Genomic DNA, 14,844 nt, shown 5'->3' with positions numbered 1-14,844 from the left:
ATTATTTTTCCTGCAGTTTCGCATGTTTCCAGAGAAAAATAGGCAGTAAACTGATCACTCCAATAATGACAATAGCTATCAAATAATGGAAATAACCCAGTACATCTCCAATCACACCACTAAAACTATAAAGAAGACCGCTAACAGTCGCCATGACTGATACCTGAAACGTAAAATCTGTTCCCGCATATTCTTTTCGACTGTAATGCATGACCAGAGTCAACATAACCACTAACAACATTGCCGAGAATGCATCTTCTAAAGCATTGACTGAATAGATAGCCCAGACATTCAACTGAATTTTTTGTTCATGGGCATAGGCTAAATAAGCATAGCCTCCTAGGCTCATAATTTTAAAAATTGAAAAAACAATTAGTGCTGTTGGTCTGGAAAAATATTTAAGAACTCCTCCCGCTATTGCCGCCCCAGTGAGTGCCGCTACTGTACCGAGCATCGTGATATAAACACCAATTTGAGTAAAACTTAGCCCCATATCCACCATTAAAGGTTTAAGTAATGGCCCAGCTAAGCCGTCTGCTACTTTAAAAGTGATCAGTACCACTAACCAAGAGCGGATTTCTTTATTCTGAGAGAAATATCTTAAGTACGCTTTAATCTTTAGGACTAAATTTTGTTGGTCAAGTTTGAGTTCATGATTTGAATTGGAAGTGTGTTGAGGCTCTTTAAATAATAAAACGGGTAAAGTATTTAAAAATACTAATGTTACTAATAGAAAAAAAGTAGGTTGCCATGTCAGCCAGTCTAAACACCAAAGTACGGCTCCTCCACCGACAATAAAACCTAACCGCGAACCAATGACCTGAAATGTATTCCCCCAATGCTGTTGATCATGTTTCAACAAATTGACGGCCAAAGCATCGGTCGCAATATCTTGGGTTGCTCCTGTTAAATTCATAAAAAGAAGTGAAATAAAAAAGGCAAATAAATAAATGGGCTGGTCTAAAGCTTGAACGGGGAAAAAAGACAAAATACAAAGTACAGCTACCATCAAAAACTGAGTAGGTAGAATCCAACTACGATAGTGTCCTAAACGGGAAAGTGCGTGTCGGTCGACCCACGGCGCCCAAAAGATCTTAATTGACCACGGCAACATTAGTAGACCAAAACCGCCAATATGGGCAAGGGATACTCCTTCTGCTCTTAAAATCACGGGTAAAGCATGCGTCATAAACCCGACAGGCAGTCCTTGTGCCCAATATAAAGAAAATAGCAGAAGATAGAGATTTTGCTGCCGCAACATAGAAACCTACTTTTTATTTGTTTAATAAGGAATAACATCAAATGTCATTTTGTTCTTACATTTTGCCAATGAAGCATATATTTCAAAAGATTAAGATAAAACTAGGACAAGTTAAAATTTAAAAAAATATGGATCAACATTTCCCTAATTTACCTGATTTGGTACCCCAACGTGGCACTGCGTTAAGCCGAGCGCTATTTAAAAAACTTTTTTTAGCGCAAGGTTGGACAATTGAAGGCGAAGTTTCTAATTTTCCAAAAGCAGTGGCGATTATTTCCCCCCATACTTCCAATATTGATGGATGGTATGGCTTTCTAGCGATTTTCGGATTAGGTATTCAAATTACCGTATTAGGTAAAGACGCTCTTTTTAAACCACCGTTTAAACGAGCTTTAGATTGGGCTGGGGTCATTCCTGTTAAACGTGACACAGCCAATGGACTTACTGAGCAAGTCGTTGCAACCATTCAAAAATATGACAAGATCTGGATTGGAATGGCACCCGAAGGCACACGTAAAAAAGCAAAAAAAATGAAAAGTGGTTTTTACCATATTGCCGCAAAAGCTAATATTCCAATTGTGATGTTTTCTTTTGATTATGACCACAAGACGATTCACTGCTTAGGGCACCTAAACCCAAGTGGCAACTACGACGAAGATCTCACCAAGATTTTTGAGCGTTATGAAGGAAAAATTTCACCAAAAAATCGTAATTGGCTTGCTGAACCTTTACAAAATCTAGTGAAAAAAACCTAGCAAAAATTGAGCAAATCTGGTCTCATGAGCCCTCTTAATTTATCTCGACGTAGATTATTTTTTAAAGATGAAAATTGCTCAATTTGCCAGTATTGGATTTATCTCTCTAGCACTATTTGGCTGTGATAAATTTAGCAAAACACCAACACCGACAACCTTAATGAAAGCCCGTGAACCTGTGATTGCACTTGCTTTAGGTGGCGGTGGAGCAAAAGGATTTTCACATATTGGTGTAATCAAGGTTTTAGAGTCTCACGGAATTAAACCTAAAATTGTGACGGGTACCAGTGCCGGTAGCTTTGTTGGAAGTATCTACGCAAGTGGACAAACGCCTTATCAATTGCAAAGTCTAGCGCTAAAGTTACAAGAGTCAGATATCCGCGATTTAACACTTAATCGTCAGGGCATTATTCTTGGACAAAAGTTACAGGACTACGTTAACCGTAACGTAGGCAATAAACCGATTGAGAAGTTCCCAATCCGTTTTGCGGCCGTGGCAACTCGCCTTGATAATGGTCAAAAAGCAGACTTTATTAAAGGTAATGCAGGCCAAGCAGTACGTGCATCTTGCAGTATTCCAAATGTATTTGTACCAGCAACCATTGGCAAGCAGAAGTATGTAGATGGCGGATTGGTTAGCCCAATTCCAGTTAAAACAGCTCGTGACATGGGTGCAGATATTGTCATTGCAGTCGATATTTCTGCTCGTCCAGCAGGAAATCGCCCAGCCAATATGTGGGGACTACTGGATCAAACCATTAATATTATGGGCCAACAAAGTATTAATGAAGAGCTCAAGCAAGCAAATGTAGTGATTCAACCTAAAGTTGGCCACTTAGGTACGCTTGATCTCAAATCAAGTAACCAAGCAATTTTGGAAGGCGAAAAAGCTGCTCAAGCGCAAATACGCCAAGTTGAAACCGCAATTGCAAACTTCAAAAAATCTCCAGCCGCATTTAAGCCTGCACCACGTCCTAAATTCTAATTGAGTTGGTTTTTTTCTATCCACACTCTGCATCATCTGCTACAGTGGTAAAAGTGATATTGAGTCACTTTTACCCATCATAAAGATATATAAAAGAGCAGATCTATGGAGTTTGTTATACAACCTTGGCACTGGTTTGTATTGGGTATCTTACTTATTCTTTCTGAACTGATTCTACCCGCCTTTGCCGCACTTTGGTTTGGTATTGCCGCCATTATGGTGTGCTTTCTCTACTGGTTATTTCCAGATATTAGCCTCACTACGCAAGTTGTGCTGTGGATAGTTCTGTCAGTGCTGTGCACCATTCTTTGGTTCAAATTTATTAAACCATTATCAATTGATAAAACTAAAGCGGGATTACCTCGCGAAGCAACCATTGGTCAAATTGGCATGGTGATTCAAACTGGTCTCGACCACGAACAAATTATTGTTCGCTTTCCAATGCCAATTTTAGGGGCCGATGAATGGAACTGTCGAAGCACCACACCAGTTAAAGTCGGTGATCGTGTCAGAGTTATTGATATTTCGGGTAATGACTTAATTGTTCAATCCCACGGTACTTCATAAACATTAAAGATAAAGAGAGGGTATTTTCATGCCAGTCGGTACTATTATTGTTTTAGCCTTTTTGGCTTTTGTGGCTGTCACCATTTTTAAAGGGGTTCGTATTGTTCCTCAGGGTTATAAGTGGATTGTTCAACGTTTAGGTAAATATCACTCTACCCTAAATCCGGGGCTTAATTTTGTGATTCCCTATGTTGATGAAGTGGCTTATAAAGTTACCACCAAAGATATTGTGCTAGATATTCCGTCGCAAGAAGTGATTACACGTGACAATGCCGTATTGCTCATGAATGCGGTAGCCTATATTAATTTAACCACACCAGAAAAAGCAGTTTACGGTATTGAAAACTATACATGGGCGATTCAAAACCTTGTACAAACCTCATTACGTTCTATTGTCGGTGAAATGGATCTAGATGATGCTTTGTCTTCACGAGACCATATTAAAGCGAAGTTAAAAGCTGCTATTTCTGATGATATTTCAGATTGGGGTATCACATTAAAAACTGTTGAAATTCAAGATATTCAACCCTCTTCAACCATGCAAGCTGCCATGGAAGCTCAAGCTGCAGCAGAACGTCAACGCCGTGCGACAGTAACAAGAGCTGATGGTGAAAAACAAGCTGCAATTTTAGAGGCTGACGGTCGCTTGGAAGCCTCTCGCCGTGATGCAGAAGCACAAGTTGTTTTGGCTGAAGCTTCACAAAAAGCGATTGAAATGGTCACAAGTGCAGTGGGTGATAAAGAAACACCTGTTGCTTATCTGTTAGGCGAGCAGTATGTCAAAGCAATGCAAGATATGGCGAAATCAAGCAATGCTAAAACCGTGGTTTTACCTGCCGATGTTTTAAATACAATTCGCGGCATTATGGGAAAGCATAATTAATTTAGTTACTTTAAATAAGTACTTGAAATAAAACGGTGGCTATCACGCCACCGTTTTTTTATCCTTTATATTATTGGTTTTTTAATTTTTTCTGATCTTTCAAAGGAAGTTTTTTTACAACTAAATCATAAGAATCATGAATCAAATCTTGAAGTAAATCACTTGTTAAGTTCTTATGCGGTGTAATCGAAATCCAGTGCTTTTTATTCATATGATAGCCCGGAATAATAAATGAATAGAGCTCCTGATATTCCTGACTTTTATAGGGATCACATTTGACGTTAATCATTTTGACACCCGCGACTTCTGTAGTCAGCATGAATATTTTTTCTAATATTTTAAAAACTTCATATTCAGGCCCAAATGGATGAGTCTGTTGACTAAAAGGAAGATTTCTTGCAATTTCAATTGCATTTTGATGGAGTTGCGTACCATTCATTCTTTTCTCCTTTATTCATTGAATATGAATAGAAGTATGAATATTGATTTAATCTTATTAATTGGTACGAGCTAAAAGAAATTGTGAGATATCTATTAATTCTTTTGCATCGTCACCAAAATGAGCTAAGGCTTCAAAAGCTTGATCATGCAATTCTTTAGCATAGGCCTTTGCTTGTTCGAGCCCCATTAAGGCTGGGTATGTCGATTTTTGTACTTGCTCATCCTTACCCGCAGTTTTACCCAAGGTTTCAGTACTCGAAGTAATATCAAGAATATCGTCTAACACCTGAAAAGCCAGTCCAATGGTCTGTCCATATTGACGTAACTTTGGAATTGCTTGATCAGTTCCAGAGAAAATGGTCACTGCACCCATCATAATGGCTGCTTGAATGAGCGCACCAGTTTTATTGCGATGGATATTTTCAAGTTCGTCTTGAGTAATTTGCTTGCCTTCAGCTTGCAAATCTAAAACCTGTCCAGAGACCATTTTAGAGCTGGCAGTTGCTAAAATCTGCATTTGTTTTAATACAATCGCGGCATCGGTACCCTGCCCTTGTTCATCAAACAAACGGCTACCTAAAATCTCAAAAGCCATTGATTGTAAAATATCGCCTGCAAGCAAAGCAGTATCTTCACCAAACGCAACATGACAAGTCGGTTGACCACGACGCAGTAAATCATTATCCATACAAGGCAAGTCATCATGCGCTAGTGAGTAACAATGAATAAGTTCAACCGCAACCGCAGCACGACGAGCCGCAGCAAAATTCGGATTTGGCTGTAAAGATGCAGTGGCATAACATAAAGCTGGACGCACACGCTTTCCACCAAGCATGACTGCATGGTGAACTGCACTTTTCAAAGGCTCTGGAATTGAGAATGCGGACAATGTCGTCAATAAATCTTGTTGAATACGTTGTTGAGCTTGTTTTAAAACATCCGCATTAACTTGAGAGAGTGATGACACAGTCGCCTCGATAAAATCAGTAGAGAAATTTTATTGAATGTTATGAAGCATTCATGCGCTACATCATACACGATTCACTGTGAAAAGTGCGTGATGAGTTTTCGAAGGCCTATGTAAAAAAGCCTCTACAAAATGGAGAGGCTTTTTCATTCTTAACTGTTTTAGAAACTGTCACCCGGAACGCGTACCCAACCTTCCATTAACACACGCGCACTACGGCTCATAATCGCCTTTTTAACGACCCACTGGCCATTTGTAAGTTCAGCTTGAGCGCCAACACGTAATGTTCCAGATGGATGACCAAAGCGTACTGCCTCACGCTCACCACCGCCAGCTGCAAGGTTTACTAATGTGCCCGGAATGGCGGCTGCCGTACCAATCGCCACTGCTGCTGTTCCCATCATAGCATGATGTAATTTCCCCATCGACAAAGCACGAACCAGTAAATCGACATCGTTCTCTGCAACGTTTTTACCACTTGATGCCGTATAGTTCTTCGGTTTAGAAACAAATGCAATTTTGGGTGTGTGCTGACGCGCTGCTGCTTCTGAAATATCTTTAATTAAGCCCATCTGAACTGCGCCATAGGCACGAATTTTTTCAAAACGTGCCAATGCAGTTGCGTCACTATTAATATGATCTTGTAACTCAGTACCTTGGTAGCCTAAATCTTCTGCATTTAAGAAAATGGTTGGAATACCAGCATTAATAAATGTGGCTTGAAAACTACCAATCTCTGGAACATCTAATTGGTCAACAACATTCCCTGTCGGGAACATATCACCGCCTTCTTCACCATCATCGGCCGGATCTAAAAACTCAATTTGAACTTCAGCGGCAGGGAAAGTCACTCCATCGAGTTCGAAATCACCAGTTTCTTGAACTTGACCATTGGTGATAGGCACATGCGCGATAATGGTTTTTTGAATATTTTTTTGCCAGATTCGAACCGTGCATAGACCATTTTCTGGAATACGATCTGCATCTACCAAGCCATTTGAAATCGCAAAAGAACCAACAGCCGCAGTCAAATTACCGCAGTTACCGCTCCAATCTACGAAAGCTTGATCTATTGAAACCTGACCAAATAAATAATCGACATCATGCTCTGGCTGAGTACTTTTAGCGAGAATAACAGTTTTGCTAGTACTCGAAGTGGCTCCCCCCATCCCATCAATTTGTTTTCCATAGGGGTCTGGGCTACCAATGACACGTAGTAAGAGCTGATCTCTTGCTTGTCCTGCAACTTGGGCTTTTTCCGGCAAATCATCAAGCTTAAAAAAGACACCTTTACTGGTTCCACCACGCATATAAGTTGCTGGAATTTTAATTTGCGGTACTGAGCTCATATCAACTGTTATCCTTACTATTATGTTCTTCTATATCAAAACAAGCATTCTTGTTTACCCTTCTCTGCATCTTAAATTGTTTTAAGGCCAAGAGATAGCGATCTGCTTTATACATCAATCGTATTGACGCGAGCATATTTTGAGAATTTAGCAATATGCTTGCAATGACTTAATCTAAGCAAAATCTATGAAAAAAAGTCTATATGAAATTATATTTTTTAGAGTACTTTTCACCCGATATAGGAATATTAAAAGCAACATCATGATTTTAAATAATTTTTACAATTACTTTTCAGTCACTCCTTATTAATTTGTAGTCTAGGCTAAAATAACTCCATCTATTAGAATAATTTACTTATTCATTGTGAGTGAAGACCTTTGACCAACGAATCTTCTACACTGCAACGAGGACTAAAAAATCGACACATCCAATTAATTGCTATGGGTGGAGCAATTGGTACCGGATTATTTTTAGGCTCGGCGCAAGTGATTCAATCTGCGGGACCATCCATTATTTTAGGATATGCCATTGGCGGCTTAATCGCGTTTTTGATTATGCGTCACTTGGGAGAAATGATTGTTGAAGAACCTGTTGCAGGATCGTTCAGCCATTTTGCGTATAAATATTGGGGGAAATTTCCCGGATTTTTAACCGGATGGAACTATTGGATACTCTATGTTCTGGTGGCGATGAGTGAGCTCACCGCGGTAGCCAAATATATTAATTATTGGTGGCCTCATATTCCAGCGTGGACGTCTGTCTTATTTTTCTTTGTCGTGATTACGGCAATTAACTTAACCAACGTCAAATTTTATGGTGAGTCCGAATTCTGGCTCGCTATTATTAAAGTTGCTGCGGTTATCTCTATGATCGTATTTGGACTTTATTTGCTATTTACAGCAGACGTAGGTTCAAACATTTCATTTAGTAACCTTTGGTCTCATGGTGGATTTTTTCCAAATGGCTTTAGCGGCCTCTTCTATATGTTGGCTTTCTTGATGTTCGCTTTTGGTGGTATTGAACTGATTGGTATGGCCGCAGCGGAAGCAAAAGATCCGAAAAAAACCATTCCAAAAGCAATTAACCAAGTCGTTTTCCGTATCTTGATTTTCTATATCGGTTCATTGGCAATCTTACTTTCATTAGTACCATGGAACCAATTAGATCTTGGCGGTCTCGACAAAAGTCCATTTGTTATGATTTTTAGCCAAATGGGAATTGGTTGGGCTGCACACTTACTTAACTTTATTATTTTAACTGCTGCCCTCTCTGTTTATAACAGTGGGATGTTTGCAAATAGCCGTATGCTCTACAGTCTCGCTCAACAAGGCAATGCACCAAAAGTTTTTGCAAAAACCAATAAACAGGGGGTTCCTATTCCCGCTGTTCTGCTTTCTGCTTTATTAATCTTTGGTTGCGTTCTTTTAAATTACTTTGTACCTGAAGATGCTCTTGGACATCTTATGTACGTTGTAGTTGGTGCACTTGTTCTAAACTGGGCAATGATATCAATTACACATTTGAAGTATAGACGCTTTGTTAAGCACGCGAATGTTAAGACATCTTTTCCAGCGTTATGGTCGCCATTTAGTAATTATTTAGTTTTAGCGTTTATTGCTGTTGTTCTCTATATTATGTGGACTCAAGGTTTCAAAGAGTCAGTAATGATGATCCCTATTTGGATTACAGCAATGCTCGTACTTTTTGACTATTTAAATCCTAAAAAACTCGATTCGGTTGAGAATCCTGAACAATAAATAAATCTAAAAAGCCATTGTTTAGACAATGGCTTTTTTATTTATGATCAGAAAATTATGCATATTTATACTGACGCGAACAGTAAGCTCGTTCAACCTCTGGTGAACGTAATTGCTGATGCTTAGTTTTACGCCCTGCCATACGTTTACGCCAAAGTTTAAAACTATGGGTTGTGAGGTTGTATCTCATTAAACGAATAACTTCACTTTCACGTAAGCCATACTCTCGCTCAATTGCTTCAAATGGGGTTCGATCTTCCCATGCCATTTCAATAATTCTAGATAAGTCCTGTTCATCAATTTTTTTCATGTTATGCCCTTTTGAATTATAGATAGTCAAATCTGATTTTTAACAAATAACCTTCTAGAAATAACTTCATCTATCCAATTGCTCGTCTTAAACCTTTTCGTGTTTTGCTTCAGATCATAGAAAGTTCGACATGAAGTTTTTGTGATTTTTTAGCTTTATAAAATGTTTTTCTAAAAGAAATAAGCGGCTGGAAATGGTTGAGTGGTACAGGTTTATTTTTATTAGTCACTATGGCAAAAGTTTTAATACTTAAAACATGAAAAAGCCATTGCCTTAGCATTAGCTTTTTTGTTTATAATCATAAAATTATGCGCCCTTAGCTTAACTGGATAGAGCAGTTGCCTCCTAAGCGACCGACGTGGGTTCGAGTCCCGCAGGGCGCACATACTTCTAAACTTAATCCTTCACTTCAGCCAACAACGTTTCAGCTGCAAGTTTTCCTAAATTATTAGAAGCAAGTGGACTATCCCCAGTTAGCAATTTACGGTCTCTATGACATTGACCTGTAATGCCCTTATTTAAAATTTCGACACCGAGCTTTTCAAGGTTTTCCCCTACTAGCCAAGGTAAAGCCCCCGGCATATAACCGATATCAATATTTGCTCCTTTATCTAATGAATCAGGGAATACACAAATTTGATAACCTTTAAAAATATAGTTTTCTGGCTTTTCATCTACTGCTGCAGCCAGTAATGAAGCAGGACCATGACATAATGTAATAATAAATTTATCTTGTTCAACTGCCCATTTAAGGACTTTTTTGACATCTAAGCTATGTGGAATTTTAGCTAAAACACCATGCCCACCGGGAATAAATACAGCTGCATATGGTGAGTTTTCTTCCACTACATTTTCTAAAATATCAGTCAACTTTAATGGATTTTTTAATTTATCTGCGTATTTTTGAAAAGTATCTAACACCACTTGTTCTTGCTTTGGCATCGCCCACATTTCAAGTTTGGCTGGATTACCTGAAAGTGTCGCAACATCAATTTCAAAACCTGCATTATCTAAATGAAACATCGGTAAAAGCATTTCTACAGGATGGTTACCTGTTGAAAAGAACTTACCGTTTTGCATTTGGATGTAACGCTCATCAGTTGCAATCATTAAAACTTTTTTATTGCCCGCATACGGCGTTGAATAAGTCGTGCCGTCGTAATCGGTTTTAGGAGCAGTATATTGGCTCAGTGAGTATGGTGATGGGAAAAAGGCATTATCTTCAGCCAAATCTGGAGTAGGATTTTTATCATCAATATTTGCGGTATTCATTGTTACTATCCTTTTTCATCAGTATGGAAAGAAATAATAAGGTAAGAACCAATTTTTATTTCTTACTTAATTTATAGGTGAAGTTATGGAACTGGTGCAATCTGCCAATAGAATTTGGCAATTTTTATAGAGAAATAGGCAGAATCTAGAATTATAAAATTCAGTTTAGGCGAACCTGTCGTTCGCCCAAACTTCAATGATTACAGTGTTACGCATTCATTTCTAAAACGATCTTTCCAATATGATCACCTTGTTCCATACATGCGTGAGCACTTTGTACATCTGAAAAAGCATACGTTTTATAGATTTGAGGTAAACATTTACCTTGAGCCAATAATGGCCATACATGCTCATGCAAAGATTGTGTAATTTCTGCTTTTTCTTGGCTATTACGTGCTCGCATCGTTGAACCCGTAATTGTGGCACGTTTTAAAATCAGTTTTTGTAAATCAAATTCTTTTGCGATTCGACCACCCATAAAACCAATAATGACAAGTCGGCCATCACGTTTTAATAGATTTAAATTTTTTGTGAAATAAGAACCACCCACAATGTCTAAAATAACATCAACACCTTGGTCTTGAGTATGTTTCAAAACCTCTTGCTCAAAATCTTGGGTTTTATAGTTAATTGCTGTGGTGAAACTAGAGAGTGCTTCAACTTTATCTTCACTACCAACGGTCGCAAAAGTTTTAATTCCTAAAGCTTGGCAAATCGCTAAAGCTGTGGTTCCAATACCACTTGCCCCACCATGAATCAATGCGGTTTCATCTTTCTTTAAACGGCCAATATCAAATAGGTTTGCCCAAACCGTAAAAAATGTTTCTGGAATTGCAGCAGCTTGCGTAAAAGATAAATTTTCAGGTATTGGCAATATTTGAGTTGCAGTTACGGCACAATATTCTGCATAACCACCGCCATTTGTTAGAGCACAAACTTTATCACCAACCTTGAATTGATCTACTTGCTCACCCACAGCAACCACGACACCAGCGACTTCAAGTCCTGGTATTTGAGTAACACCTTTAGGCATTGGATATAATCCCATACGCTGCAAAACGTCAGGACGGTTAATTCCAGCAGCCTTTACCTCAATTAAGACTTCATCTGCTTGAGGTACTGGAAGACTAGCATCTTGAACTTTTAGAACCTCAGGTCCACCAGGAGCCGTAATTTCAATAATTTTCATGGTTGTTGGAAGGGTCATATAATGCTCCATGTTTGATTTATATTTCAAAATACTAATCTACGTTAAATAATTGAGGACTTGGGTGGAACGCCAAACAGTCGCTTAAATTCTCGGCTAAATTGTGAAGCACTGACATAACCTACTTCATAGGCTGCTTCTGCTACACCCATTTTATTGTTCATGATCAATTCACGAGCCTTATGTAACCGAGTAATTTTGATGTACTGTAAGGGCGAATAATTCGTCACCTTTTTAAAAGTCTGATGAAAAAGCGAGATGCTCATGCCTGCTTGTTTCGCCAACTCTTGAACCGTTAAGTTATGATAATAATCACGCTGAATAATTTCACAAATGGTGTAAATCACGCCATTACGACTTGCTATAGCCGATAAACTCTCGACTAGATTGCCACCTGAGGCCTGCACCACACGATAAACTAATTCTCTTTTAACTTGCTCACCTAATATAAAAGTATCTTGTTTAGAGCGAAGTAAATTGAGCAATCTGAGAGCAACCTCTGAAATGGTGGCATTCATGTCGATCACTCTAAGTCCACAGCTTAATTTTAAATCTTCCGAATGAGCATCTTCAGTAATCACTTGTTGCTGTTTATCCATTTTAGTAATGAGATCAGCCATCATTTGTGGTTCAAACTTTATTGCGATTGCCAACATGGGTTCATTATTTTCAACTACAGTATCGCAATCAAACGGTATTGCAATTGAGATAAATAAGCACTGTCCTTTTTGAAACTGAAAGATTTCTTTACCAATATATCCACGCTTTAATCCCTGTATCACTAAAACAATTGAGGGTTCTTGCAGCACGGCAATAGGTGGTGTGGAATGATCTACCCGCATTAAGGTGATGTTAGAGATAAAAGTAGGATAGAGACCTTCTGCTGGAGCCAAGTGCAAAAATGCATCGACCAAATGTTCTGTAAGATGATTTTTCGGCATAGTTTTATTGTGAGAGGTAATCTAATAATCAATATAACAATGAACCTAAAATGAAAACATCTGTCTTACGTTTACTTTGTATAAATAGGCAATTCAAATCAATTTTTAGGCATAAAAAAACCTAGAGCATTCTAGGTTTTTTCACTTTATTAGGCTATTTAAGCCGATAAATTAAAGAACATTGCTGCAATCAAAATAATTACACCAAGTACAATTCGGTACCAAGCAAATACACGTAACGTATGACGTTCTACAAACAGTACCAATGCTTTTACAACAAACAGCGCGGCAATAAAAGCAGCAACGAAACCTACCCCAATATTAACCATATTGTCTGAGGTAAGTACGTCAGCATTTTTAATTAAGTCAAAAGTTGCAGCGCCCAACATGGTTGGCATTGCAAGGAAGAAAGAAAATTCTGTAGCAGCTTTACGTGATAAACCTGCAAACATTCCGCCTACAATTGTTGCGCCTGAACGTGAAGTTCCCGGAATCATCGCCACACACTGAGCAAGACCTACTAAAAGCGCTTGTTTAAAAGTAATTTTCGTTGCATCTAGGGTCTTATGTTCAAACTGTCTAGATTCCACCCAGAAAATAATAAGAGCACCGACAATCAAAGCAATCGCAACCACAATTGGGCTAAATAGAACACTTTTAATAAAGTCGACAGCTAGAACACCAATAATGACTGCTGGAAAGAATGCAATAAGCACACTGATCGCAAAATGACGTGATTCCACATCACCACTAAAGAATCCTTTAATCAAGTTAATAATTTTTTGTCGGTATAACCAGCACACTGCCAAAATAGCACCTAACTGGATTACGACCTCAAATACACGACCGCCGTCTGAGTGGAAATCGATAATATGACCAAATAAAATTAAATGGCCTGTACTCGAGATGGGTAAAAATTCAGTTAAGCCTTCGACAAAGCCTAAAAACAGTGCTTTTATAACTTCAAAATTTTCCATAACTTGCTCAAAGAAAGTTAATCATTAGAACGATCTAAAATTTGTTTTATCGAAACTGATAAGCCTAAAATTAGACTTAACACATGTTCAATATCAGATCATTTCTAACGTTTGTGGTTATTGCCCCTAGTTAAAGGCAGTTTATTTAAAGTGCGATAATGTATCACAACATGATGACAAACTTGGGTTAACTATCGTAAAAAGATAAAACTTGGTTAAGAACTGCCAAAATTTTTCTTGTTATAGATAAAGCTTTTCGCCCTTACTTACTCTACAAAATGATCTTAAAATGTCCTTAAAGAAACATGATATTATTCTGTTCAAATGCAACTCATATCAAAAATTCTATCTGAATGAAAAATACCAAAATTAATGCACGTCATCTTATTATCGATTTATTTCTTTCCTCAGCTTATCCTCAGCTCACCATTAAACAAATATTGATTGCCGCTAAACTCTTTAATATGAGTGACAACGGTATTCGTGTTGCGACGACTCGGCTATTAAATGAAGGCATGATTGAAAGCGTCGAGCGCGGTATTTATCAACTTTCGCCTTCAACCAAAGAATGGGCAAAAGTCATTTTGAATCGTAAAAATGGCATTAAGCAGACTAAAGAATGGCAACAGCACTATCTGGCAGTATTTACTGGAACTTTAGGCCGTATAGATAGGACCGCTTTAAAAAAGAGAGAGCACGCCCTACATCAATTTGGTTTTAGAGAGCTCGAAACTGGTATTTACATACGTCCAGACAATTTAGCGTATAACTTTGAAAAAACATGTGAAGAGCTCGTTTTAGCGGGTCTTGAAAATGAAGCTAAAATTTCTATTATTCAAAAATTTGACTCAAAAACAGTTTCGTTAATTCCTTCTTTATGGGATACAAAGCAGCTTGAAGAAAATTATGAGATGTATAGCCAAGATATCCAAGAATGGCTTTTGAATTATAAAAATTTATCCTTAAACGAGGCCGCCACTCAAGCTTTGTTATTAGGACGTGAAACAATTACCTTACTCATGAATGATCCGCTGCTGCCCCCTCCATTTGTTAACGAATATGCCCGTAATCAGTTTGCTCAAAATGTACAGCAGCTCGATTCGATTGGGCAAAAGCTGTGGCAGAAAATTTATGAAAATGAATTAGCCCATTAAAGGGCGATTTATTTTTT

15 protein-coding genes and 1 tRNA gene are annotated in these 14,844 nt (G+C 38.2%); 7 read left to right on the top strand and 9 right to left on the bottom strand.

Going from position 1 to position 14,844, the window contains the following annotated elements:
- Position 1: 1 nt before the first annotated feature.
- On the bottom strand, positions 2-1,261 hold the full coding sequence (locus tag HLV59_RS03550; protein ID WP_171429350.1) for an MFS transporter: 1,260 nt from the start codon (positions 1,259-1,261) through the stop codon (positions 2-4).
- Between the two features lie 128 nt (positions 1,262-1,389).
- Between HLV59_RS03550 and HLV59_RS03545 the strand changes: the two genes are divergently transcribed.
- The 4 genes from HLV59_RS03545 (at position 1,390) to HLV59_RS03530 (ending at position 4,451) form a co-directional block, all read left to right on the top strand.
- On the top strand, positions 1,390-2,016 hold the full coding sequence (locus tag HLV59_RS03545; RefSeq protein ID WP_171429349.1) for a lysophospholipid acyltransferase family protein: 627 nt from the start codon (positions 1,390-1,392) through the stop codon (positions 2,014-2,016).
- A 67-nt stretch (positions 2,017-2,083) separates the two neighbouring features.
- Positions 2,084-3,001, top strand: coding sequence for a patatin-like phospholipase family protein (locus HLV59_RS03540; RefSeq protein ID WP_171429348.1), 918 nt, complete (start codon positions 2,084-2,086; stop codon positions 2,999-3,001).
- 105 nt (positions 3,002-3,106) lie between these two features.
- Entirely contained in the window at positions 3,107-3,568 is a 462-nt protein-coding gene (locus HLV59_RS03535) for an NfeD family protein (RefSeq protein ID WP_016143355.1), read from the top strand.
- A 28-nt stretch (positions 3,569-3,596) separates the two neighbouring features.
- Positions 3,597-4,451 (top strand): SPFH domain-containing protein, encoded by an 855-nt coding sequence (locus HLV59_RS03530; protein ID WP_002116544.1) that lies wholly within the window; start codon positions 3,597-3,599, stop codon positions 4,449-4,451.
- 70 nt (positions 4,452-4,521) lie between these two features.
- Here the strand turns inward: HLV59_RS03530 and HLV59_RS03525 are convergent, their stop codons facing one another.
- From HLV59_RS03525 to prpF, 3 genes are all read right to left on the bottom strand, one after another.
- On the bottom strand, positions 4,522-4,890 hold the full coding sequence (locus HLV59_RS03525) for an MmcQ/YjbR family DNA-binding protein (protein WP_125739301.1): 369 nt from the start codon (positions 4,888-4,890) through the stop codon (positions 4,522-4,524).
- A 57-nt stretch (positions 4,891-4,947) separates the two neighbouring features.
- A complete protein-coding gene (locus tag HLV59_RS03520) occupies positions 4,948-5,859 on the bottom strand; it encodes a polyprenyl synthetase family protein (RefSeq protein ID WP_062850049.1) in 912 nt (303 codons plus the stop codon).
- A gap of 161 nt (positions 5,860-6,020) precedes the next feature.
- Positions 6,021-7,208 (bottom strand): 2-methylaconitate cis-trans isomerase PrpF, encoded by a 1,188-nt coding sequence (gene prpF, locus HLV59_RS03515; RefSeq protein WP_125739302.1) that lies wholly within the window; start codon positions 7,206-7,208, stop codon positions 6,021-6,023.
- 378 nt (positions 7,209-7,586) lie between these two features.
- Here prpF and HLV59_RS03510 point away from each other — a divergent pair, with 378 nt between their 5' ends.
- Complete coding sequence (locus tag HLV59_RS03510; protein WP_016143359.1) at positions 7,587-8,966, top strand: amino acid permease; 1,380 nt, start codon at positions 7,587-7,589, stop codon at positions 8,964-8,966.
- 55 nt (positions 8,967-9,021) lie between these two features.
- On the opposite strand, the gene HLV59_RS03505 is transcribed toward HLV59_RS03510, so the two are convergent.
- Positions 9,022-9,276: a TIGR03643 family protein gene (locus HLV59_RS03505; protein WP_171429347.1), complete on the bottom strand. Its 255-nt coding sequence runs from the start codon at positions 9,274-9,276 to the stop codon at positions 9,022-9,024.
- A gap of 310 nt (positions 9,277-9,586) precedes the next feature.
- Between HLV59_RS03505 and HLV59_RS03500 the strand changes: the two genes are divergently transcribed.
- Positions 9,587-9,659 (top strand) — tRNA-Arg (locus HLV59_RS03500).
- A gap of 13 nt (positions 9,660-9,672) precedes the next feature.
- On the opposite strand, the gene hchA is transcribed toward HLV59_RS03500, so the two are convergent.
- The 4 genes from hchA to HLV59_RS03480 all read right to left on the bottom strand — a co-directional run bounded on the left by hchA (position 9,673) and on the right by HLV59_RS03480 (position 13,673).
- Positions 9,673-10,548, bottom strand: a complete 876-nt coding sequence (gene hchA, locus HLV59_RS03495) for a glyoxalase III HchA (RefSeq protein WP_125739303.1) — start codon at positions 10,546-10,548, stop codon at positions 9,673-9,675.
- Between the two features lie 208 nt (positions 10,549-10,756).
- Positions 10,757-11,767 carry an NAD(P)H-quinone oxidoreductase gene (locus HLV59_RS03490; protein ID WP_171429346.1) on the bottom strand — a complete coding sequence of 337 codons (1,011 nt, stop codon included), beginning with the start codon at positions 11,765-11,767 and terminating at the stop codon, positions 10,757-10,759.
- Between the two features lie 32 nt (positions 11,768-11,799).
- The gene (locus tag HLV59_RS03485; protein ID WP_171429345.1) at positions 11,800-12,696 is read right to left on the bottom strand and encodes an AraC family transcriptional regulator; all 897 of its coding nucleotides are present in this window, start codon (positions 12,694-12,696) and stop codon (positions 11,800-11,802) included.
- A gap of 158 nt (positions 12,697-12,854) precedes the next feature.
- Positions 12,855-13,673, bottom strand: coding sequence for an undecaprenyl-diphosphate phosphatase (locus tag HLV59_RS03480; protein ID WP_002116515.1), 819 nt, complete (start codon positions 13,671-13,673; stop codon positions 12,855-12,857).
- A gap of 353 nt (positions 13,674-14,026) precedes the next feature.
- Here HLV59_RS03480 and HLV59_RS03475 point away from each other — a divergent pair, with 353 nt between their 5' ends.
- A complete protein-coding gene (locus tag HLV59_RS03475) occupies positions 14,027-14,827 on the top strand; it encodes a PaaX family transcriptional regulator C-terminal domain-containing protein (protein ID WP_081172848.1) in 801 nt (266 codons plus the stop codon).
- Positions 14,828-14,844: the final 17 nt, after the last annotated feature.

The organism is Acinetobacter lactucae (assembly GCF_013122135.1).
Classification (GTDB): Bacteria; Pseudomonadota; Gammaproteobacteria; order Pseudomonadales; family Moraxellaceae; genus Acinetobacter; species Acinetobacter lactucae.
Note: the sequence above shows the minus strand (reverse complement) of the source record. Positions and strands in the feature narration are given on the sequence as shown.

Excerpts from the sequence above, each read along its gene's own strand:
- HLV59_RS03550 (WP_171429350.1), bottom strand. The coding sequence starts at position 1,261 with ATGTTGCGGCAGCAAAATCTCTATCTTCTGCTATTTTCTTTATATTGG.
- HLV59_RS03545 (WP_171429349.1), top strand. The coding sequence starts at position 1,390 with ATGGATCAACATTTCCCTAATTTACCTGATTTGGTACCCCAACGTGGC.
- HLV59_RS03540 (WP_171429348.1), top strand. The coding sequence starts at position 2,084 with ATGAAAATTGCTCAATTTGCCAGTATTGGATTTATCTCTCTAGCACTA.
- HLV59_RS03535 (WP_016143355.1), top strand. The coding sequence starts at position 3,107 with ATGGAGTTTGTTATACAACCTTGGCACTGGTTTGTATTGGGTATCTTA.
- HLV59_RS03530 (WP_002116544.1), top strand. The coding sequence starts at position 3,597 with ATGCCAGTCGGTACTATTATTGTTTTAGCCTTTTTGGCTTTTGTGGCT.
- HLV59_RS03525 (WP_125739301.1), bottom strand. The coding sequence starts at position 4,890 with ATGAATGGTACGCAACTCCATCAAAATGCAATTGAAATTGCAAGAAAT.
- prpF (WP_125739302.1), bottom strand. The coding sequence starts at position 7,208 with ATGAGCTCAGTACCGCAAATTAAAATTCCAGCAACTTATATGCGTGGT.
- HLV59_RS03505 (WP_171429347.1), bottom strand. The coding sequence starts at position 9,276 with ATGAAAAAAATTGATGAACAGGACTTATCTAGAATTATTGAAATGGCA.
- hchA (WP_125739303.1), bottom strand. The coding sequence starts at position 10,548 with ATGAATACCGCAAATATTGATGATAAAAATCCTACTCCAGATTTGGCT.
- HLV59_RS03490 (WP_171429346.1), bottom strand. The coding sequence starts at position 11,767 with ATGGAGCATTATATGACCCTTCCAACAACCATGAAAATTATTGAAATT.
- HLV59_RS03485 (WP_171429345.1), bottom strand. The coding sequence starts at position 12,696 with ATGCCGAAAAATCATCTTACAGAACATTTGGTCGATGCATTTTTGCAC.
- HLV59_RS03480 (WP_002116515.1), bottom strand. The coding sequence starts at position 13,673 with ATGGAAAATTTTGAAGTTATAAAAGCACTGTTTTTAGGCTTTGTCGAA.
- HLV59_RS03475 (WP_081172848.1), top strand. The coding sequence starts at position 14,027 with ATGAAAAATACCAAAATTAATGCACGTCATCTTATTATCGATTTATTT.